Origin of the sequence: Proteus hauseri (assembly GCF_040139125.1) — a bacterium.
Classification (GTDB): Bacteria; Pseudomonadota; Gammaproteobacteria; order Enterobacterales; family Enterobacteriaceae; genus Proteus; species Proteus hauseri_B.
Genome location: NZ_JBEEUB010000008.1, coordinates 201,330 through 223,272, shown reverse-complemented (window position 1 = coordinate 223,272; position 21,943 = coordinate 201,330). Strand labels below are relative to the sequence as shown.

At 37.4% G+C, this 21,943-nt stretch carries 16 protein-coding genes and 1 pseudogene; 12 read left to right on the top strand and 5 right to left on the bottom strand.

Going from position 1 to position 21,943, the window contains the following annotated elements:
• Positions 1 to 7 precede the first annotated feature (7 nt).
• On the top strand, positions 8 to 517 hold the full coding sequence (locus tag ABN099_RS14420) for a YgjV family protein (protein WP_349464572.1): 510 nt from the start codon (positions 8 to 10) through the stop codon (positions 515 to 517).
• Between the two features lie 78 nt (positions 518 to 595).
• Here ABN099_RS14420 and kdgR read toward each other — a convergent pair whose 3' ends face one another.
• Positions 596 to 1,417, bottom strand: a complete 822-nt coding sequence (kdgR, locus tag ABN099_RS14415) for a DNA-binding transcriptional regulator KdgR (protein ID WP_349464571.1) — start codon at positions 1,415 to 1,417, stop codon at positions 596 to 598.
• A gap of 423 nt (positions 1,418 to 1,840) precedes the next feature.
• Here kdgR and ABN099_RS14410 point away from each other — a divergent pair.
• From ABN099_RS14410 to ABN099_RS14385, 6 genes and pseudogenes are all read left to right on the top strand, one after another.
• A pseudogene (locus ABN099_RS14410) lies at positions 1,841 to 2,755 on the top strand (sugar kinase); the annotation flags it as partial.
• Positions 2,750 to 3,421 (top strand): bifunctional 4-hydroxy-2-oxoglutarate aldolase/2-dehydro-3-deoxy-phosphogluconate aldolase, encoded by a 672-nt coding sequence (locus ABN099_RS14405; protein WP_349464597.1) that lies wholly within the window; start codon positions 2,750 to 2,752, stop codon positions 3,419 to 3,421. The pseudogene ABN099_RS14410 and the gene ABN099_RS14405, both read left to right, overlap by 6 nt.
• Before the next feature lie 34 nt (positions 3,422 to 3,455).
• Entirely contained in the window at positions 3,456 to 3,929 is a 474-nt protein-coding gene (locus ABN099_RS14400; protein ID WP_349464570.1) for a YhcH/YjgK/YiaL family protein, read from the top strand.
• A gap of 341 nt (positions 3,930 to 4,270) precedes the next feature.
• Complete coding sequence (locus ABN099_RS14395) at positions 4,271 to 5,281, top strand: TRAP transporter substrate-binding protein (protein WP_349464569.1); 1,011 nt, start codon at positions 4,271 to 4,273, stop codon at positions 5,279 to 5,281.
• Between the two features lie 51 nt (positions 5,282 to 5,332).
• Complete coding sequence (locus ABN099_RS14390) at positions 5,333 to 5,893, top strand: TRAP transporter small permease (protein WP_349464568.1); 561 nt, start codon at positions 5,333 to 5,335, stop codon at positions 5,891 to 5,893.
• 2 nt (positions 5,894 to 5,895) lie between these two features.
• On the top strand, positions 5,896 to 7,203 hold the full coding sequence (locus ABN099_RS14385) for a TRAP transporter large permease (RefSeq protein WP_349464567.1): 1,308 nt from the start codon (positions 5,896 to 5,898) through the stop codon (positions 7,201 to 7,203).
• Between the two features lie 123 nt (positions 7,204 to 7,326).
• Here ABN099_RS14385 and ABN099_RS14380 read toward each other — a convergent pair whose 3' ends face one another.
• The gene (locus tag ABN099_RS14380; RefSeq protein WP_349464566.1) at positions 7,327 to 8,643 is read right to left on the bottom strand and encodes a sodium-dependent transporter; all 1,317 of its coding nucleotides are present in this window, start codon (positions 8,641 to 8,643) and stop codon (positions 7,327 to 7,329) included.
• Between the two features lie 1,249 nt (positions 8,644 to 9,892).
• On the opposite strand from ABN099_RS14380, the gene ABN099_RS14375 reads away from it, so the two are divergent.
• The 5 genes from ABN099_RS14375 (at position 9,893) to fdhF (ending at position 17,108) form a co-directional block, all read left to right on the top strand.
• Positions 9,893 to 10,465: a fimbrial protein gene (locus tag ABN099_RS14375; protein WP_349464565.1), complete on the top strand. Its 573-nt coding sequence runs from the start codon at positions 9,893 to 9,895 to the stop codon at positions 10,463 to 10,465.
• A gap of 54 nt (positions 10,466 to 10,519) precedes the next feature.
• Positions 10,520 to 11,200, top strand: a complete 681-nt coding sequence (locus tag ABN099_RS14370) for a fimbrial biogenesis chaperone (RefSeq protein ID WP_349464563.1) — start codon at positions 10,520 to 10,522, stop codon at positions 11,198 to 11,200.
• Positions 11,201 to 11,231: 31 nt separating this feature from the next.
• A complete protein-coding gene (locus ABN099_RS14365) occupies positions 11,232 to 13,676 on the top strand; it encodes a fimbria/pilus outer membrane usher protein (RefSeq protein ID WP_349464562.1) in 2,445 nt (814 codons plus the stop codon).
• Between the two features lie 3 nt (positions 13,677 to 13,679).
• Entirely contained in the window at positions 13,680 to 14,717 is a 1,038-nt protein-coding gene (locus ABN099_RS14360) for a fimbrial protein (RefSeq protein WP_349464561.1), read from the top strand.
• 222 nt (positions 14,718 to 14,939) lie between these two features.
• Positions 14,940 to 17,108 (top strand): formate dehydrogenase subunit alpha, encoded by a 2,169-nt coding sequence (fdhF, locus tag ABN099_RS14355; RefSeq protein WP_349464560.1) that lies wholly within the window; start codon positions 14,940 to 14,942, stop codon positions 17,106 to 17,108.
• Positions 17,109 to 17,185: 77 nt separating this feature from the next.
• Here the strand turns inward: fdhF and fdoI are convergent, their stop codons facing one another.
• Genes fdoI through fdnG form a run of 3 tightly spaced genes read right to left on the bottom strand, consistent with a single transcriptional unit; the run spans position 17,186 to position 21,835 of the window.
• A complete protein-coding gene (gene fdoI, locus ABN099_RS14350; protein ID WP_349464596.1) occupies positions 17,186 to 17,845 on the bottom strand; it encodes a formate dehydrogenase cytochrome b556 subunit in 660 nt (219 codons plus the stop codon).
• A complete protein-coding gene (gene fdxH / locus ABN099_RS14345) occupies positions 17,842 to 18,780 on the bottom strand; it encodes a formate dehydrogenase subunit beta (protein WP_349464559.1) in 939 nt (312 codons plus the stop codon). Before fdxH ends, fdoI begins: the two co-directional genes overlap by 4 nt.
• Before the next feature lie 10 nt (positions 18,781 to 18,790).
• Complete coding sequence (gene fdnG, locus ABN099_RS14340) at positions 18,791 to 21,835, bottom strand: formate dehydrogenase-N subunit alpha (RefSeq protein WP_349464558.1); 3,045 nt, start codon at positions 21,833 to 21,835, stop codon at positions 18,791 to 18,793.
• Between the last annotated feature and the right edge of the window lie 108 nt (positions 21,836 to 21,943).

Here is a 21,943-nt window from a genome sequence, read left to right as displayed (position 1 = left end):
AAATCGCATGTTTTTTGAAAATTATTGGTTTGCCCAAGGGATCGGTGTTCTGGGTTGCCTTATTGGTGCCACTGCCTTTATGCAACGACAAGATAGTAAACTCAGGTTTCAGCTCACGTTAAATGGCTTTTTGATGTCGATTCACTTCTTTTTAATCGGTTCAACGGTAGGCGCCATTAACTGTTTACTTTGTGCAATACGAAATTGGGTATCGGGCTATTCGCGTAATATTGGGATCATGTTGATCTTTATTGCTTTGGCATGGTTTTTAGTGATCCCAAACATCATCCATCCAATACAGATCTTAACGTTACTTGCGACAACATTAACAACCTATGCATTATTTCGCTTTAACGGCATTGTCCTTAGATTATGTATGTTGACGAGCACGTTGTGTTGGTTAACACATAATATTTGGGCGGGTTCAATTGGTGGGATTATACAAGAAAGCCTATTTTTGGTAGTGAATAGCCAAACCATTTTTAAACTCTATAAAGCCAAATTACAGAGTTCTTAATCATGATGTGTAAATAAAAAAATCCATCAATATAAAATTAATGGATTTTTATTATTAATAGTGAGTTATAAGCGAATCTTAAATGTTTTCAGCGATGGCATTGGTATCTGTGTAGCTAAAAGGGTAGTCATGAAAACCTAATCCCGCTGAAATATTCGCTGCCGCTTCATGCAGTTGAGAGATTAGCGTTTCTTTGTTCTCTTCTTGGAAGCGAATTAAAGGAAGTGATAACGACAGTCCGGCAATAATTCTGCCCATACGGCTATAAATAGGCACAGCAAAGCAACGTAAGCCGTGTTCCATTTCTTCTTTATCTTCGGCATAGCCTTGTTTGCGAACTTGTTCTAATTCAACAAGTAACGCGTCAATATCTTTCAGTGTGTATTTTGTAAAAGGTTCAAATGTTACGTTGGCAAGGATCGCGCGAATTTCTGTTTCAGGTAGCCAAGCGAGCATGATTTTACCTAGCCCAGTGCTGTAAAGCGGACGACGACGACCAATACGAGAATACATTTGTAGATTATATTCAGAATCTATTTTATGCAGATAAACAATGCTGTCTTCGTCTAATGTACCTAAATGCAGTGTTTCTTTAGTCAGTTTTCCAAGACGATACATCTGTTCATCAGCCAGCTTAATTAAGTCTTGGTTTTCGAGCGCCTTGGCGCCTAACTCAAATAATTTTAAGTTAAGAGAATATTTATCCGTTTCACCTTCTTGGGAAACATAGCCTAATGTTTTCATGGTTTGTAAAAAACGGTAGACGGTACTTTTAGACATCATGATCCGTAAGGATAACTCAGTCACACCAATGACTTTTTGCTCGCCAAGTGCTTGTAATATAGCGAATACTTTAAGTACGGATGATACTGATTCCGGTGAGTTTTCTATTTCAGACATTGTGAGTCCCAAAAAATGGTTTATTGTTTCATTATATTTGAAATGCTACAAAAATTATAGCGATTAGCCGTGATCATTCAATAAGCTTAACGGCTTTTCATAAGGTAACGTGCTGGTAGTCACACTATTTTTATATAAAAAATATCTAATATTGATCTCTTTTTTATGGTTATCACTTTGAATTTAAACTAAATCAAGATAATAAATCGTGATGATTTTGTGTACCTTATATGATGTTTGAATACGATATAACAAGGTAAGTACTTAATTGCTTTTTATGAATTTTGTTTTTAAGCATAGCGTTCAGGTGTTTTAAAAATTATATCGCTATCACAAAATTAATGAAATATTGTTTTAAATCTTTTTAATTAAATGTATTTAAAATAAAATAGCATCACTGCTAATGTGAAAATGGAAAGCGCTATGGCTATCAATGTTGCTGTTATTGGCGAATGTATGATTGAACTCTCTGAAAATCAGGCGAGCATTGTGCGCCATTTTGGAGGCGATACCCTTAATACGGCGGTTTACTTAACTCGAGCAAATCCCAATTTATCGGTCCATTATGTGACTGCATTAGGGACGGACTCAATGAGTAGCACCATGTTAGAACAGTGGCAAAAAGAAGGTGTACAGACTGAATTAGTCCAAAGGTTAGAAAATAAGTTACCTGGGCTTTATTTGATTGAAACGGATGAGCAGGGAGAACGTACTTTTCATTATTGGCGCAACGATGCCGCTGCTCGGTATTGGTTACAAACACCAGAAGCGCCTCTTATTTTTCAACGATTACTGGATTTTGATTACATCTATTTAAGTGGCATCAGCTTAGCGATTTTATCGCCCGAAGACCGAGCGTTACTTTTACAACAATTGGCTAAGTGTCGTGAAAAAGGCGTGAAAATTGCCTTTGATAATAACTATCGACCAAGACTATGGGAAAGTCTCAATGCTGCACAAAAAGCCTATCAAGCTATTCTGTCATTAACTGATCTTGCTTTTCTCACATTAGATGATGAATTTCTTCTTTGGGGTGATAGTAAAGAAGAGCATTGTGTGTCTAGGACCATGGAATTTGGGGTCAGAGAAATTGTTATTAAAAAAGGTGCTGAGCCTTGCCTGATTATACATAAAGGGCAATGTAATGAAGTTCCCGCGATGAAACTCAATAAGAAAAATGTGATTGATACAACTGCCGCGGGTGATTCCTTTAGTGCGGGTTATCTTGCTGCACGTTTAGCTGATAAATCAGTGCTTGAAGCTGCACATTATGCGCATTTGCTCGCAAGTACAGTTATTCAACATCGTGGCGCAATTATTCCTCAAGCCGCTATGCCACTCTCTTCGATAGACGTATCGTCTATTCACTTAACGAGACACACTATGCCAACACTCCTTGAACAACTTACCGCATTAAAGATTATTCCCGTTATTGCGATTAAAAATGCAGATGATGTGGTCGCATTGGGTAAAGCATTGGTTGAAAACGGTATGCCTAGTGCGGAGATAACCTTTCGTACCCCTGCTGCTGCAGAGGCTATTCGTCAATTAAGAGTTGCGTTTCCTAATATGATTATCTGCGCAGGTACAGTATTAACGAAAATGCAGGTCGATCAGGCAATGGAGGCTGGTGCTGATTTTATTGTCAGTCCCGGTTTTAACCCTCGAATTGTGCAGTATTGTCAGCAACGCGGTATTCCTATTATTCCGGGTATCAATACGCCAAGTTTAGTCGAAGAGGCAATGGAGTTGGGCATAAATGTGTTGAAGTTTTTCCCTGCGGAATTGTCGGGGGGCATTGCTATGCTAAAGGCACTTAGTGCGGTTTATCCGGTTTCATTTATGCCAACAGGCGGTGTAAATCCAAATAATGTGAAAGATTATCTCGCATTGCCTCGTGTTTTTGCTTGTGGCGGTACATGGATGGTGCCTTCAAACCTTATTGATAACCAAGAGTGGGACAAAATAGGGGCACTTGCGAAAGAAGCAATGACAGCGTTGTAATTGAATTTAAACATTAATTTAAAAGGGTTAGCAGATGATCACCGGAAACTTAAAGCAACTTGATGCAACGATGTTACCACCTGCATTATGGAAATTACTCACTCAAGATGAGTTATCGTTAAATGCATTACAAGCGAAAACGGAAGGAACATATCGCATCATTAATGATGATGTTTTTTATATTATCTCTACGCCAACAACGGACTGTGAAGGAAACTTAAAAAGCGAATTTCATGATCATTATCTTGATATTCAAATTGTGCTTAAAGGTCAAGAGATGATCTCTACCAGCACAACGATTTCTTATCCTCATCAATATCAAGAAACAAAACCAGATTTAATCTTTTTAGATAATCCACCGATTACGACACGCTTATTATTAGAAGCAGGGGATTTTGCCATTTTCTATCCAGGTGAAGTGCATCGTCCAACATGTCAGGTTAATGATCCACAAAAAATAAAAAAGGCTGTTTTTAAAATCAGCAAAACGTGGTTAGCCACGCAGTAATAATAATTCGGCTATTTATCCTCTTATTTGCTCTTCTAAACCTGATTATCGGCTTCTGTTTCGTTTAATTAATCGTCGATAATTCAGGTTTAAAGAGACTTAATCATCGATGTCTTAAATCTAACTTTCTTTTTTTCTACGTCATAATTATCTTTATAATAAATAATTAATGCTTATTTTTTAATGTGTTATGGTTTATTTTTGATTTCAGATTTAAAAGTGGTCGTCTATTTTCAAAAAATAGGAACGCCATTTCATTTTCTTGAATTCGATCACTGAAATAAAGTGAAATTCAAGTAGCATAAACACTATCAAAATAAGCAAACCCATAAGGGGTTCACATGCATACAATGAATGTTTTGCCTAAGTTATCTCTTATCAGCACCGTTGTAGTTGCTAGCCTTTTTTTATCGGGATGTGGTGAAGACGAAAAAACAGATAGTCCTGTCATTTTGAAAACCGCGTTTAACCAATCTGAAAATAATCCTCAATACAAAGCATTGGAGGATTTTAGTCAAAAGTTAGAAGCGGCAACGGGTGGTAAATATAAACTCGAAATCCATCCTAACGAATTATTAGGTGACCAACGTGCGGCACTTGAATTAGTCCAATCAGGTGCTATTCAATTGGCAGTGGTTGCCAATCCTCTTGTTGAAAACTACAACAAGAACTTCTCTGTTTTGGCAATGCCTTATATTTACAACGATTCAGAACACCAAAGAAAAGTGTTTACTGGTGATACGTTAGACGGGCTATTTGGTGCAACCAAAGGTAATGGTTTTGTAGTAATTACAGCCTATACAGCGGGTGCTCGTAGTATGTATGTGAAAGGAACGCCAGTTAAAACACCGGAAGACATGAAAGGAAGAAAAATCCGAGTTATGCAATCTGACACCATGGTGAAAATGTTGTCTTGCATGGGAGGAACGGGTGTTCCTATGGGGCAAGGTGAAGTCTATTCCGCTATCCAACAAGGTGTTCTTGATGGCGCTGAAAATAATGAAATCACTTATGCTGACTTAAAGCAGTATGAAGTGGCACCTCATTTCTCTTATACCCGTCATGTTATGGTTGCTGACTTATTAATAGCTAATGAATCCTTCTTAAATAAGATGAGCCCAGAAGATCAGGCTACTTTCCGTAAGTTAGCCAAAGAAAGTACCGTGACGGAATTTAACTTATTTAATCAAGCATTAGATACCGCTCGACAATCGGCTATTAGCCAAGGTGCAACGTTCACTGAAGTTGATATCAAGCCGTTCCAAGAGCGTTGTAAACCGCTACAAGAGTCGATGCTGACCACACCAGAACAGAAAGATATTTACAATAAGATCCGCGCATTAGCCAACTAATGCCGTTTGTTACAAGGGGCTAAATTTTAGCCCCTCTTATAAGGATCAACCATGGAACCTTCAGAGAAATTACCTTCTTCAAATGACCCTAATACACCTGTTGTGAAAAAGGATTTTTATACATTTCTAACGAGTGTTAAGCAAAAAATCGATCTTGTCGTCGCTTATTTTTGTATTTTTCTTGTGGGTTTTATGACGATACTCGTGACTTATCAAGTTGTGACTCGTTATTTATTTAATGATCCTAGTGCAGTCAGTGAAGTGCTTTCTCGCTATCTATTTATTTGGTTAATTTTAATTGGTAGTGCTTATGTCTTTGGGTTACGTGAACATATCGCGATTACGTTTATGCGTGATCGTATGCCTCATAAGATACGTATCTATTTAGAAATTTTAAGTGAGTTCGCCACAACAATGTTTGTATTATTGGTGCTCACTATCGGTGGTTACATTGGCATGAGTCGCCAAATGGGACAGCTTGATTCCGCATTACAAATCCCTATTGGCGTGATTTATGCGGTCATACCTATAAGCGGTGTTCTCTCTGTTTTTTATTGCTTATATAACCAATATGGATTGGTTAGACAACTCTTTTCAAGGCAAAAGGTGTAACCATGGATATTGCAATTGTTGTTGCCCTAGTCATGTTTATCGGTGCATTTCTTCTGTTATTTATTGGGACACCAATTAGCGTCAGTATTGGGTTGTCATCTTTTTTCGCCATGGCAATGATATTGCCTTTTGACGGTGCAATTCTTACCTCTGCGCAACGCGTTTTTGTTGGGCTAGACTCTTTTGCACTTTTAGCGATCCCCTTCTTTATTTTGGCGGGGAATTTAATGAATAACGGTGGTATCGCTATTCGTTTAATTAACTGTGCTAAGTTAGTGAGTAATTTTTTACCAGGACCTTTGGCACAAACTAACGTTGTCGCCAATATGCTATTTGGATCAATCAGTGGCTCTGGTGTTGCTTCTGCCGCTGCGATTGGTGGCATTATGTCTCCAATCCAAAAGAAAGAAAATTATGATCCTGCCTTTAGTGCCGCAGTTAATATCGCTTCCGCACCGACAGGTATGCTAATTCCACCGAGTAATACACTTATCGTTTATGCCACAGTCGCAGGGAGTGTATCGATTACCGCACTGTTTATGGGGGGATATATTCCCGGTATTCTGTGGGGGCTTGGTGTGATGTTAGTGGCAGGTTTTATTGCTAAACGTCGCGGTTATGTTGCTGAAAAACGCACAATGAAAGGGCAAGCATTTAAACTTATTCTTGATGCTGTACCGAGTTTAATGATGATTGTGGTTGTTATTGGCGGTATTTTAGGTGGGATATTTACGGCGACAGAAGCATCTGCAATTGCTGTTGTATATTCCATGATCTTAGGGATGTGCTATAAAAATATCAAAATAAACCATCTGCCTACCATTTTCTTATCTACAGCGAAAATGACCGCCATTGTTATTCTGATGTTAGCCACATCATCGATTATGTCTTGGGTAATGGCATTCACTAAAATACCTGCGATTATTGCATCAGGTTTGCTCTCTTTTACCGACAGCTTTTTAGTCATCTTACTTATTATGAATTTAGTGTTACTGTTGGTGGGAACTTTTATGGACCCAACACCCGCCGTATTAATCTTCACCCCGATTTTTCTACCGATTTGCGCACAATTTGGCATGGACCCTGTTCAGTTCGGTATCATGATGGTTTTTAACCTTTCATTAGGTACGATAACGCCACCTGTTGGTCCTATTTTATTTACAGGTTGTAAGATAGGTGAAATTAAGATTGAAGGTGTGATTAGACCGTTATTACCGTTTTTTGCTGTTATCGTTCTCGTGCTGTTATTAGTGACATATATTCCTGCAATTTCAATGTTCTTGCCTCAAGCAATGGGATTAGTGGGATAATAAAAGTGATATAGAGTATCCAAAATAAAATAAGTCTTATTATCATTGCTGTAATTATTAAAGAGAGGGCTAAATGACCCTCTCTTTTTTGTTTAATCAGCTTGTGTTGCAGATAATTGATGATTAACCAATCAGACCATGTACTAAAATAACACCAATACATAATGGACCGATATAACGCCATACCAGCAATAAGCACTGGCGTTTTAATCCTGAGATATTTTCAGGGATCAATGCATTTGCACGGCGTGACCAGCCAAAAATCAGACACATTGCGATACCAAACAGCGGCATCAGAATATTTGAGGTCAGATAATCCAATAAATCAAATATCGTTTTACCGCCTAATGTTACATCGCTCATAGGACCAAAAGATAATGAAACGGGAATACCCATCAACATAATAGAGGCGGTAACAACTAATCCAGCTCTACGGCGAGTCCACTGAAAACGCATTTGGACATAAGCAACAATATGCTCAAGTAATGAAATAGCGGAGGTTAATGCTGCCATTAATAACAAGACAAAAAAGGTTACCGCTAAAATATTGCCACCGGGTAAGTGAGCAAAATAAACCGGCATTGTCATAAAGGTTAAACCAGGACCCGCATTAGGCTCTAAACCAGCCGCAGATAACGCAGGGAAAATCATCAAGCCAGCTAATACACATACTAAACAAGAGAGGATAACAACCCACATACTTGAGTTGGCAATGCCTTTATTGTCTGCTAAATAGGCGCTATAAGTGATGTGAATACCTAACCCGATAGATAAAGAGAAGAATGCTAATCCCAATGCATCTAATACGCCTTGAGGAGTTAATTTGCTAAAATCAGGATATAAAAATAATTTTAAACCTTCAGAGGAACCCGGTAAGCTAATGCCGACAATAATCAGTAAAATCATAATGATAAACAGCATTGGCATCATGATTTTTACAGCTTTTTCTAATCCACGTTGCACACCAGCTAATACGACAAAACAGGTTAATCCAGCAAAAGTAAGATGAGCCAGAATCGGCCATAATGGATTACTAATAAAACGGGTGAAAATGCCAGTTAATTCAGTGCTATCAGTGATATTTAATTCACCGGTTGCTGCCATGACGGTATAACCAATCGTCCAGCCACCGACAACACTATAAAAACTATAAATGCACCATGAACTGAAAACACCAATAACCCCAATAACCGCCCAATTACGACCCATCATCTTTTTAAAAGCATTAACAGCTTCGGCTTGAGTGCTGCTCCCCAAAATATTTTCGGCAAGTAATACGGCAAGTCCGATAATAAAACTAAATAATAAGAATACGACGAGAAAAGCGCCACCGCCATTATTTGCGGCAACATAAGAAAACTTCCAGATAGCACCAATACCAATCGCAGAGCCTGCGGCTGCTAAAATATGCCCAAATCGAGATGTCCATTGTTGGCTCATTTTTCCTCCGATTTAATAATGTTAATAGTGGAGGTTATTGCCAAACAATAGATTGTTGGTAATGCGTGGTAATTCATAATCCTTGTGGTGAAACTAAACATCATAGAACTCCCCTAAAAAATCAGTTCCACCAGTAGGTTACAAATAAAAAAGCCACCTTACTGGTGGCTTTTGCAAAAGATGAATAAGCTTTGCCACCTAACGAAGTAGTAGGTTTAAGCTTAGTAGTCGTAAATTGTTGATACGTGCTTTCATACTTTTGCTCTTTATTGATATGAATTTGGTTAAAAGCAGGGTTTTTGTGGATGCCACTGCTAATGAGACCCTTTTTTTATATCACAAAAATAAATTAAAGAAAGTCCTATTTTTAAAATTGTTAGCAATTAGCGTATTTTGTTTTTCTCGCAGCTACCATCATTTCAATAAAAATGGGTATTAAAAGCTAGGTGTGTTTTATTAAGGACGAGGCAATATTTAAAATACGATGGAGAGAATACTTGGTTGAGTTTTTTAGTTATAAATAATTCTATTGAATATGATTTAATGATTCTTTTTTAGATTAGTTTTAATTAAGATAAATATTACTTTTTGTAAAACTTTATGACTTTTATAATCATTATTCACGGTGTTTATTTTTAGCTAAAATCTATATTAAGTAAAATTAACAGATTAATAATCTGCGTTTTAACTTTTGTGCATAATGGTTTTTTAACATTACTATTCTTTTTATAGGTACTTTTCAAGTGAAAATATATTTGTATGCATCATTATCTGACGAGTTAAATGAAATCAATATAAAACAGTCAGTTATATTTTTTCATTTAGCTTCTTTTGATGGTTCTATTTTTATATAAACGATTGTTTAATTTATAAATCATTTTTTAATGCTTTGATTTTATTATAAATAAATGGGTTATTGCTTTTTTTAGAAGATAATGTGAAAAGAAAGGAAGTAAAGTCATTGACTCTATCTTCTTGTTGTTTTTTTTATGCCGTTTTATTTTTATAAATCACTATTAATATGCTTTTTTTGATATTTTACACTTTTTTTACAATAGAGAATTGTAAGGACTATATAAATTAATCTGATATTTAATTTTTGATAATCCACTTTCTCATCTATTCACATCCTCTTGCATTTCCTATTTTGAGTACAGTTACTTATTGCTATAGAGTTTTCTCATCACTTCATAAGTGCTCATTAATCTTTCTAGTTATTCATAATATAAAAATATTGAGGATATTATAAATGTCAGTTTCAAAAAAAATTGTCTCTAAATTATGTATTGCGGGGCTTCTTGCGAGCTCTTTTTCAGCATTAGCATTAGATACTAGCGGCAAAGTATTATTCCAAGGTTATATCTACTCAGCGACATGTGAGGTTGATATCAATGGACAAGGTCCTAATAGCGCAATTATCGAAATGGGACGCTACTCAACAAGTGAATTTAGCGGTACTGATAGTGAAGTAGGTGGTTCGGGTGGAAAAGGTCAAATTAAGATCTCTCTAATTAATTGCCCAGATAAAGGTACGTTAAGCGTTAAATTTAGTGGTAAACCAGAAGCGAACAATAGTGAGATTTTATCATTACTGGGTGATAGCAGTGCTGATGGTGTAGGTATTCATTTATATAAAGCGAATGATTTAACCAATCCACTTACTATTGATGGCACCAAAACACTAACTTATAACATTGGCGATGAAGAGAACCAAACGCCTGATCTCCATGTCAACTTAGTTGCTAAATATGTTGCAACTCAAGATAAAGTCACCGCCGGTGATGGTAATTCTGAAATGGATTATACAATTCAATATAACTAAAAAATAAGAGAGGTTATATCCCTTATGACCTCTCTATTCTAAGAGTAAATGATTATGGTAAAAAAAATTAAATTCCATTCATTCAAATTAACATTCATATTAATATTTACATTATTTAATATAACATTAGCTAATGCGAGTGTTGGATTAGAAACAACAAGATTAATCTATAATGAGAATGATAAATCAGGTTCGCTGGTTGCATTTAACAACAATAAAGAATTGAATTATCTGATTCAATCTTGGATTGTTGATAAAGATAATAATCTTAGTGACGACTTTATTGTCACGCCACCAGTATTAAAAGTTCAGGCACTAAATAAAAATACATTAGATATAACAAAGATAATATCACTGCCTGATAACCAAGAATCTTTATATTGGGTTAATGTTAAGTTTATTGCACCCGGAAATAAAAATGATGAAAATGTATTGCGTTATACGATCATCAATAAAATCAAATTGATTTATAGACCTACTGTTCTTAAAGATCTGATCCCAGAAAAAGCAGTAGAACAGTTAACTGTTAAAACAAATAATGGATTTGTTTCTATTTATAATCCAACGGGTGTCTATATTAACCTTTCCGGTGCACTTGATGGAGATAAGAAAATAGAAACACCGAGTTATATTGAGCCATTCTCAGAAATAAAAGTATCTGCACATTTAAATAAGTCGTTTAGTATTAATTATATTAACGATCTTGGTAAGGTATTGAATCATCAATTCAACTAAATAATAAATTTAACTAAATAAATTAAATAAAATGAAAATAAAAACGATAGCAGGGTTTATATTAGCTTTCGGTGCTTCTTGCTTAGCTGGCGCTGATGAATATTTTCCACCATCATTATTAGATATTAAGGCTAACGGCAAAGTCATTCATTTTAATGAAGATATTTCTGTACTGGAACATAGCGATGTTCCTCCGGGAAGCTATTTAGTTAATATTTATATTAATAATAAAAAAATAGGGCAAGAGATAACCGCGTTTACTCTGCAGGAAAATAAGCAAAAGCAGCTAACGCTAAGACCTTGCTTATCAATAGAAACAATGGAAAGCTATGGTGTTTTAGTGCCTAAAACAGTAATAGAAACTAAGTCGTGTATTGATATTAATAGCTTTGAATATGCAGCTGAAAATTTTGATTTTAACAAGAAAAATTTATTTCTATCTATTCCGTTGCAATATATTTCAGAAGAAAAACATAATGATTTAAGAAAAAAATATTGGTCTGATGGTATTAGTGCTTTTTTACTTAATTATAATGTATCAGGATTTAATAATTTCAACTCAGAAAGTAGCTCTAATACTTATTATGCTAATTTGCAACCACAATTAAATTTTGGCGCTTGGCGATTAAAAAGCTACATTACTTATTATCATTCAAAAGATAAAAACAAATGGAACACGGTTAACACTTATGTTAGCCGAGCGATAAGAGCATTAAATAGTGAAATCGCGTTAGGTGAAATTTATACACAATCTTTAATTTTTGATGCGACTAAAATTATTGGTACGAATCTGTACTCATCAACTCAGATGTTACCGCAAAACTATACACGTTATGCTCCTGCTATTAGCGGCATAGCCAATAGTGAGGCGATAGTTACTATTAAGCAGAATGACGTTATTATTTACAGTAAATCTGTCCCTGCTGGACCTTTTTCCATTACTGATTATTCGCCACCAAGTTCATCAGGTAATTTATATGTCACAGTAAAGGAAACCGACGGTACAGAGAAAAGCTTTTATATTCCTTATACTATGAATAATGTTTTATTACGTAAAGGAATGATGAAATACAATCTTTCATCAGGGCAATATAACGGTCAAGGAAATGCCAAGCCGATAGTAACAACCTTAGAGATGATCTATGGGCTTACAGATAGATTAACCATACTCAGCGGTGTTCAGATTACCGATAAATATCAATCTGTTTCTGTGGGTAATGGTATTAATATGGGCGCATTTGGTGCTTTTTCAGGTAATATTATCTATTCGAATGCCAAGTTGGATGATAATAAAACCAGTCATGGCAATGCAATTAAACTTGTTTATACCAAAGACCTTGTTGAATCAGGGACTAATTTATCTGTTGTTGGTTATAAACACTTCGACAGTGATTTTTACTCCTTTAATGATTTTATTAATTATAATAAATACGATAGTGCCAATAAATTAAAAAATGAATTTACAGTTTCAGTTATGCAAAACTTAGGAACTGATTTTGGTCAAGCCTCACTAGCAATGACAAAGTATCAATATCGTAATGGTAGTGTTAGTTCTTATATTGCTGGGTATATAAATTCATTTAAGCGTGTAAATACAAACTTTAATTTCAACTATATAAAAGATAGTAATAAAGAAAATAAAAATGATTATGTTTTTAGTATGAACTTAAGTATTCCATTTAACATTAACGATAATAACTATTGGATAAGCTATGGGAGCTCTATTAATAGAAGTCATGAAACGGTCAATACTGTTCAAATTGGTGGTGTGAATGGTGAAACATCTCAGATGTCATGGAATGCTTATCAGGGTTACAACAGTATAAACAGTTTATACTCTGGTGGCGTTGGTGGTGCTTATCGCTCTAGTTATGGCAATGTAAATGCCAGTTATTCTTATACTAAAGACTCAAACTATACCAACTATGGTGCATCTGGTTCATTAATTGTCTCTGAATATGGTGTTGTTGCTGGTGCGCCATTACAGCAATCTAATGTATTAGTAAGAGTAGATAATGGCGAAGGGGTTAAAGTCAGAAATAACCTTTCCGGAGAAACCAACTCTTTTGGGTTATTAATTTCCCCAGGGTTATCGGATTATAGAGATAATAGTATTGAACTTAATAGTGCGACAATTCCAGATAATATTGAAATTGAAAATAAAATTATTAGCAATATCGTTCCAACTAAAGGTGCTTTAATTTTAGCTAACTTTGAGAATAAAGTAGGCTATAAACTTTATATTAATTTAAATAAGAAAAATGAAATACCTAATGGTGCAACTGCACGTATTGGTGAATATACGGGACATGTTTCATTAAATAATAGTCTCTATATTCAGTCATCAGATAAAACCGGTACAATTAATATTAACTGGGTTAAAGATGACAATATGAGCAATTGTAATACTACATTTAATTTAGATGATACGACTCCTATTAATGGGATCTATATTCTTAATCTTTCTTGTGAGTAGATTATGTTAAAAATAACACACTATAAAAATCGATTACTGATGATGTTAGCTTTAACTTTAGTTCTCTATAGTAATGCGTCATTCTCTAGAAATTGTGAAGCGGATTCTAATAGAGTGGGGGGGGTTACAAACTTTTCAGGTACAAAAAATTATCTCAATATTGGACCTAACGTTAAAAAAAATGATCGCTTATTAGTTATTCCATTTGGGATAAATAATACCGAAATGGAAGACTACCACTGTTACAGTGATTCAGTTGTTCATGGGATGATCCCACGTTATGGTATTGAGCCTTATCCTGAGCTTTTAGAGGGGCGACAAGCGTATTATTTACCTGATTCTAATAAAAATTATGCTTATGTTTTTATTGATAATGCCACCGATCAAACATATCCACAAGGTTCGACGATCACCTTACCCATCGTTGACTCAACTTACAGAATACGTCCTGCATCACTTATTGTTTATGCAGCTAAAGATAACCCAGACTCATTTTCATCAAGAAAACGATTAACAGTAGCCGAAGTTCGTTTTACTCCTTATGAAAATCGATTTGTGTTGGAATATGCATTAGCACCTAGTGATCTTTCTATTGTTGAAGGTCCTGTAAGTTGCAGTATTGAAGCAGGAAGCGATAATTTAACCATGATTTTACCGCGTATTTCGACATCTAAATTTACTCAAATCGGTTTTCCATCAGATAATGTTTTTGCAACAGATAGAATCAATGTTAATTGCACGGGTAAAATGTCAGCTAAGATAAAAATAAATACCAATAGTGAAAATATTAATGGTCGAAATAGCCTGATAAAAATAGATGATGAAGGAATTAAAAATAATGCATCAGGAATTGGTTTTGTATTAAGTGGTCAATTTCTTGGTGATAACGAATTAATATCAACTAATGAATGGACATCTTTGGGCGATTTAGAATATGGCCCATCATCTATTGAATTAAAAGCACGTTATTATCGTTATAAAGATCAAATATCTGCGGGTAATGCATCAGCTTCTGCGGAGTTTATCTTGCAATTTGATTAGTTTTTATTATTAAGAATTAATGTTTGTTGATGATGTTTTACGTTAAGCCACCTAATAAAAGGTGGCTATTTTTTTTCGTCAAAAATGTCGAAGTGAATATATTCTTTACTAGGAATATCGCTATTTCATTGATTATTATTAAAATATTTATTGGCATAATTTGTGCTTAATTGAAAGTTCTTTATGACTCTTTTACTCCCTAGTTAGGGGAAAGGATATCACATGAACAAAATCAACTCCGTCTGTCCTTATTGTGGCGCTGGCTGCAAAATCAATCTCTGTGTCGAAAATGGTAGAATAATTAAAGCTGAAGGTGCCAATGGTGTCACCAATCAGGGCGAACTTTGTTTAAAAGGGCTCTATGGTTGGGATTTTTTAAATGACAATAAATTGCTGACAGCCAGAATTCATGAACCCATGATCCGCCGACAAAAGGGAGGTGATTTTGAAATAGTGAGTTGGAATGAAGCTATTAGTTTCACCGCTCAAAAACTGCAAGAAATAAAAGATAAGTACGGTGCAAAATCGATAATGTGTACAGGTTCTTCTCGTGGTACAGGGAATGAAACCAACTTTGTTATGCAGAAATTTGTACGAGCTGTCTTAGGCAATAATAATGTCGATTGCTGTGCGCGAGTTTGCCATGGTCCTTCTGTTGCGGGCTTACAAGAAACATTAGGCAATGGTGCAATGAGCAACTCGATTGCCGATATTGAAGATTCTGATTGTTTATTAGTCTTTGGTTATAACTGCGCTGATTCTCACCCTATTGTGGCGCGTCGAGTGGTTAAAGCGAAACAAAAGGGTGCCAAAATTATTGTGTGTGATCCGCGTAAAATAGAAACCGCTAAAATCGCTAACCAATATTTACCATTAAAAAACGGTACTAATATGGCGTTAGTTAATGCGTTCGCTTATACGCTAATTGAAGAAAATCTTTATGATAAAGATTATGTTAGCCGTTATACCGAAGATTTTGATGAGTATAAAAAGCAATTAGAAAATTATAGCCCAGAAGCTGTTCAAGATATTGTCGGCATTCCTGCGATAGAAATTCGTAAAGCGATGCGCACTTATGCAAATGCTAAAACCGCAACCATTATGTGGGGGATGGGTGTTACACAATTTGGTCAGGCTGTTGACGTTGTAAAAGGTTTATCGGGGCTTGCATTATTAACCGGAAATTTAGGCAAACCGCATGTAGGTGTTGCCCCCGTTCGTGGACAAAACAATGTCCAAGGGGCTTGTGATATGGGTGTTTTACCGAATATGTTTCCGGGTTATCAATATGTCACCGATGAAGGCGCGCGTAAGAAATTTGCTCAAGCGTGGAATATTCCCGTTGAAAAACTTGACCCAGAAGTGGGATATCGCATCACTGAAGTACCTCATTTAGCCATAGAAGGCAAAGTGAAAGCTTATTATATTATGGGGGAAGATCCTCTCCAAACCGAAGCAGATTTAGGGTTGGTTAGAAAAGGCTTTGAAGCACTCGATTTTGTGGTGGTACAAGATATTTTTATGACCAAAACCGCAGAACAAGCTGATGTGATCCTACCTTCTACTAGTTGGGGTGAGCACGCGGGTATCTTTACTTGTGCTGATAGAGGTTTTCAACGCTTTGAAAAAGCGGTTGAAGCAAGAGGCAATGTAAAACGTGACTGGGAAATTATCAGCTTGTTAGCCACAGAGATGGGCTATCCAATGTCTTATGCTGATAACGAAGAGATTTGGAATGAAGTCAGAGAACTATGCCCACTGTTTTATGGTGTCACTTATGAAAAACTTGCTGGTTTAGCGCATATTCAATGGCCTTGTACTGATATCGAAGATAAGGGTACACCTTATTTATATTCAGGTAATCATTTCACTACACCATCAGGAAAAGGGAAGCTCTTCGCGACACAATGGCGTCCACCTGCTGAATTACCTGATGCCGATTACCCAATGATTTTATCAACTGTGCGTGAAGTCGGGCACTACTCTTGCCGTTCAATGACGGGCAACTGCAAGGCATTGGCTTCATTAGCGGATGAACCTGGTTATGTACAAATGCATCCAGCTGTAGCGAAAAAAGCTGGGATCCGTGACCAAGAAATTGTTTGGGTTGAATCACGCCGTGGAAAAGTGATGTCTCGCTGTAATGTCAATGAAACCATTAATGAGCAAGCCATTTATATGACTTACCAATGGTGGATTGGTGCTTGTAATGAGTTGACACAAGATAATCTTGATCCGGTTTCAAAGACGCCAGAAACAAAATATTGTGCCGCTAAAGTGATAAAAATAGATGACCAGAAATGGGCTGAAAGCCAAGTTTCTCAATGCTATCACACTATGCGTAGTCGCCTAATTAACTTAGTTGAGCAAGCAAAAACAGCCGCACATTAAGCGTTATATGTCTTTATGGCAGAGAAATGGAGGCGTTGTGCCTCCATTTTTTTCTCACATAGTAATTAAGCAGTTTATTATTTTTGTGTTGGTTTATTTTCTGCGGCTTTTTTTTCTTCTTCTAAAATCTCACGATACCAACGTGGGTGATGCTTTTTAGCCCAACCCCGTGTTACCCAACCTTCAATCATGCTACGAATCGAACCTTTAACCCAAAATGCGGCATAAGCATGAACGAAAACCGTAATTATCAGTAAGATTGCTGAAATTGAGTGAGCTAACAGCGCAATACGAATAACCGGAATAGAGAAATAATCAGCGAAATAGGGACGCCAGATAATAATGCCACTGATAGTCAGTACAATAAGGCTGATACTTAATGTCCAGTAAATTCCTTTTTGACCAAGGTTATAGTGCCCAATATCACCAGCTTCTTCATTTTGCAGCACTTTATGAATGTTTTTAGCCCACACTAAGTCATCTTTATCAACAAAGTTGTGCTTCAAGTATCTGAAGAACATAAAGATAAAGAAGAACACCATCGCAAGTCCGACAAAAGGGTGCAGCAAGCGTGATAGTTGTGGTGTACCTAAAATATTCATAAACCAGTTTAGTGAGGGAAAGAAAAAACCTAATCCACTAAAGGTGGTAAAAATAAAAAATATAGCCACTACCCAGTGGTTAATACGCTCTGACGCGGTATGGCGAAGAATTTTATCGCTTTTTTTCTTCATTATTTTTGCTCCTCTTTATTTGCAGAGCTTGATGTTTTAGAAGATGCTTCCATCTCTTTCAGCGCTTCTTCTTCGTCTTCTTCTGTTGTGTGGTTTGGACCAATACCTAAGTAGTGGAAGATTGCACCAGCAAAGGTTGCCGCAAAACCAACCGCAGCCAGTGGTTTCCAAATGCCTTTCCAGAATTTAACCGTTGGGCTAATTTCTGGGTTATCGGGTAAACCGTGATACAGATTTGGTCTATCGGCATGATGAAGTACGTACATAACGTGCGTACCACCAACACCTTGTGGATCGTATAAACCCGCTTTGTCATAACCACGAGTGTTGAGTTCTGCAACACGTTCATTTGCCAGATTGATCATTGATTCTTTAGAACCAAAATGAATCGCCCCCGTAGGACAGGTTTTTACGCATGCTGGCTCTTGACCGACTTCAACACGATCAACACACAGAGTACATTTATAAGCGCGGTTATCTTCTTCGTTAATGCGAGGCACATCAAAAGGACAGCCCGCAATACAATAACCACAACCGATACAGTGTTCAGATTGAAAATCGACAATACCGTTAGCGTATTGAACAATTGCACCTTCCGATGGGCAAGCCTTTAAACAGCCCGGATCAGCACAGTGCATACAACCATCTTTACGGATTAACCACTCCAGTTTGCCGTTCTCTTCAACTTCTGAGAAACGCATTACTGTCCATGATTTAGCCGTTAAATCCATCGGATTATCATAAACACCGACGTTAAGACCCACTTTATCGCGAATATCGTTCCATTCAGAACAGGCAACCTGACACGCTTTACAGCCGATACAAGTTGTTACGTCGATAAGTTTTGCTACTTCTTCCTTAAAGTCACGTACCTGTGGTGCAGGCGTGAGGGAATTGGTTGCAGAACGACGAATAATATCTTGAGATTGCAATGACATCAGTTTCCCCTTATGCCTTTTCGATGTTAACTAAAAACGCCTTATATTCTGGTGTGAACGAGTTCGCATCACCAACAGACGGCGTTAATGTATTCGCAAGGAAACCTTTACGTGTTGCACCTTCAAAGCCCCAGTGACAAGGAATGCCAATAGTATCAACTACTTTGCCATTAATCGTCAGTGGTCTAATACGTTTAGTGACCACTGCTTTGGCTTTGATATAGCCACGTTTTGCACTCACTTTGACTTCATCACCTGCTTCAATACCTTTACGCAATGCCAGTTGTTCACCAATTTCGATAAACTGATCAGGCTGTGCTATCGCATTGATTAATGAATGCTTAGTCCAATGACGGAACAGTTCAGTAATTGAATAGGTCGTTGCCACAAAGGGGAATTCGTCTGCTTTGCCTAAATGGTCAGCATCGTAGCTAAATAAACGTGCTACTGGGTTACGTGAAACCTCAGGGTGTAAAATATTATGTTCAACCGGTGATTCAAACGGCTCGTAGAATTCAGGGAAGGGACCATCTGCCATTTTATCAACCGCAAATAAACGCCCCATACCTTCAGGTTGCATAATAAATGGACCAACACCGCTATTTGGCGCGGCATTACTATAGTCAGGTACATCAGGACCAACCCATTGAGAGCCGTTCCATTTGATAAGCTGGCGTTTTTCATCCCAAGGTTTGCCTTGAGGATCGACAGACGCGCGGTTATATAGCACCCGGCGGTTTTGTGGCCATGCAAAAGCCCAACCCGGTGTACAACCTAGGCCTGATGGATCCGCGTTGTCACGGTTAGCCATTTGGTTGCCTTTCTCAGTCCAGCAGCCAGAATAGACCCAACAGAAGCTTGCGGTTGAACCATCTGATTTAAGTTGATGGAAACCATCAAGTTGTTGTCCTTTCTTGAACAATAACTTACCTGCATCATCGTAAATATCTCGAGTTGCTTGACCATTTGCTTCTCGTGCCACTTCTTCTGGTTGAGGATCATAAGGGTCAACATAATCCCAAGAGAGATTCATCACCGGTTCTGGGCAAACACCGCCTTCTTCACGATATAGCTCGCGTAAGCGCATTAATAAATGCCCTAAAATTTTACCGTCATGCCATGCTTGCGCCGGTGGTTTAGCGCCTGCCCAGTGCCATTGTAACCAACGACCAGAGTTAGCGATGGAACCATTTTCTTCAGCAAAACAAGATGAAGGTAAACGGAATATCTCTGTCTGAATATCTGCAGAAGTGACATCGTTCATCTCACCGTGGTTTTGCCAGAAGTTAGAAGATTCTGTCACGAGGGGATCAATAACGACCATATATTTCAGTTTGGCTAATGCGGCGCTGCATTTGTTTTTATCAGCAAAGGCAGCTAATGGGTTAAAACCTTGAACGATATAACCATTCATTTTGCCATCGATCATCATTTGCGTTTGCGCCATGATATCGTAGCTTTTATCCCATTTAGGTAACCAGTGATAACCCCACTGATTACTTTCTGTCGCGTGTTCACCCCAGAAACTTTTTAATAAGCTAATAAAAAAATCAGGAGTTCTTTTCCAGTAGTTAACTTGGTCCGCAACAACCGTTTTAGGGGTAACTTGAGATAAATAAGTCTCTAATGAAGTCTGTTTTTCATTCGGTAAAGGCATATATCCGGGAAGATTTAATGATAATAATCCTAGGTCACTATAGCCTTGAATATTTGAGTGACCACGCAGTGCGTTAACGCCACCACCCGGCATACCCACATTACCTAATAAGAGTTGGATCATACCTGCGGCACGAATGGTTTGAGCACCACCAGTATGGTGAGTCCAACCTAATGCATAGAGAATGGTTGACGTTCTATTTTTAACACTTGTTGATGCTAATGCTTCACAGATATAGAGAAAATCGTCTAGAGGTGTGCCGCATAAAGAGGTCACTACTTCAGGGGTATAACGTGATACGTGGTGTTTTAATAAATTCCAAACACAACGAGGATGTTGCAGTGATTCATCTTTGACGGCATGACCATTTTCATCGAGTTCATAGTGCCATGAGCTTTTATCATAGCGTTGATTCTCTTGATCAAAACCGCTGAAAAGGCCTTCATCGAAGCTAAAATCTTCACGTATAACTAAAGAGGCATTGGTATAAGCCTTCACATATTCATGTTGTATTTTATTGTTTTCAATTAAATAGTGAATAACACCCAATAAGAAAGCGGTGTCAGAACCTGCACGAATAGGGGAATATAAATCTGCAACAGCTGCACTACGGTTAAAACGAGGATCGACAACGATAACTTTAGCGTTATTCTTGGTCTTCGCCTCAATGACCCACTTAAAGCCTACTGGGTGTGCTTCAGCAGGGTTGCCACCCATAATTAATACGACGTTGGCATTTTTAATATCAACCCAGTTATTGGTCATTGCACCGCGACCAAAGGTTGGTGCTAATGCGGCAACGGTTGGCGCATGACAAAGTCTTGCCTGACAATCGATAGCAATCATGCCTAATGAACGTGAGAATTTATTATCTAAAATCCCGGTTTCATTGCTTGCCGCAGAAGAACATAACATACCTGTTGTTAGCCAGCGGTTAACTTCTTGCCCTTTTTCATTATGGGTAACGAAATTCTCATCACGGTCTTTTTTCATTAAACGGGCGATTTTATCTATCGCTTCATTCCATGAAATACGCTCCCATTTATCAGAGCCTGGTTTGCGGTATTCAGGGTATTTTAACCGGTTTTCACTGTGAATATAGTCTACAAGACCCGCACCTTTAGGGCATAAAGAGCCACGGCTAACGGGATGGTCTGGGTCGCCTTCAATGTGATAAATGCTTTTGTCGACGTTTTTTGCACCATCGCCTAAGCTATACATTAAAATGCCACAACCGACAGAACAGTAGGTGCAGTTATTGCGAGTTTCTACAGAGCGTAATAACTTATATTGACGAGAGCTTGCCGCCACTTCTGGCGAAAAGCCGAGTAATGCCGCAGATGTACCAGCCATGCCGCCAGCACAGATCTTAAAGAACGATCTCCGACTGATTTGCATCAGAGTCTCCTGGTTAATTGATAAATAGCATCCCTATCGGGCGTTTTAAAACGTCCAATAAAAGGTGTGTTTTCATTTTTCAATCATTCAAGACAGACCTGAGTATCT

Coding starts and splice junctions, on each gene's coding strand:
- ABN099_RS14380 (WP_349464566.1), bottom strand. CDS start 8,643: ATGAGCCAACAATGGACATCTCGATTTGGGCATATTTTAGCAGCCGCA.
- fdhF (WP_349464560.1), top strand. CDS start 14,940: ATGAACAAAATCAACTCCGTCTGTCCTTATTGTGGCGCTGGCTGCAAA.
- ABN099_RS14405 (WP_349464597.1), top strand. CDS start 2,750: ATGCCACTCTCTTCGATAGACGTATCGTCTATTCACTTAACGAGACAC.
- ABN099_RS14390 (WP_349464568.1), top strand. CDS start 5,333: ATGGAACCTTCAGAGAAATTACCTTCTTCAAATGACCCTAATACACCT.
- kdgR (WP_349464571.1), bottom strand. CDS start 1,417: ATGTCTGAAATAGAAAACTCACCGGAATCAGTATCATCCGTACTTAAA.
- ABN099_RS14360 (WP_349464561.1), top strand. CDS start 13,680: ATGTTAAAAATAACACACTATAAAAATCGATTACTGATGATGTTAGCT.
- ABN099_RS14400 (WP_349464570.1), top strand. CDS start 3,456: ATGATCACCGGAAACTTAAAGCAACTTGATGCAACGATGTTACCACCT.
- ABN099_RS14375 (WP_349464565.1), top strand. CDS start 9,893: ATGTCAGTTTCAAAAAAAATTGTCTCTAAATTATGTATTGCGGGGCTT.
- fdxH (WP_349464559.1), bottom strand. CDS start 18,780: ATGTCATTGCAATCTCAAGATATTATTCGTCGTTCTGCAACCAATTCC.
- ABN099_RS14365 (WP_349464562.1), top strand. CDS start 11,232: ATGAAAATAAAAACGATAGCAGGGTTTATATTAGCTTTCGGTGCTTCT.
- ABN099_RS14385 (WP_349464567.1), top strand. CDS start 5,896: ATGGATATTGCAATTGTTGTTGCCCTAGTCATGTTTATCGGTGCATTT.
- ABN099_RS14420 (WP_349464572.1), top strand. CDS start 8: ATGTTTTTTGAAAATTATTGGTTTGCCCAAGGGATCGGTGTTCTGGGT.
- ABN099_RS14395 (WP_349464569.1), top strand. CDS start 4,271: ATGCATACAATGAATGTTTTGCCTAAGTTATCTCTTATCAGCACCGTT.
- ABN099_RS14370 (WP_349464563.1), top strand. CDS start 10,520: ATGGTAAAAAAAATTAAATTCCATTCATTCAAATTAACATTCATATTA.
- fdnG (WP_349464558.1), bottom strand. CDS start 21,835: ATGCAAATCAGTCGGAGATCGTTCTTTAAGATCTGTGCTGGCGGCATG.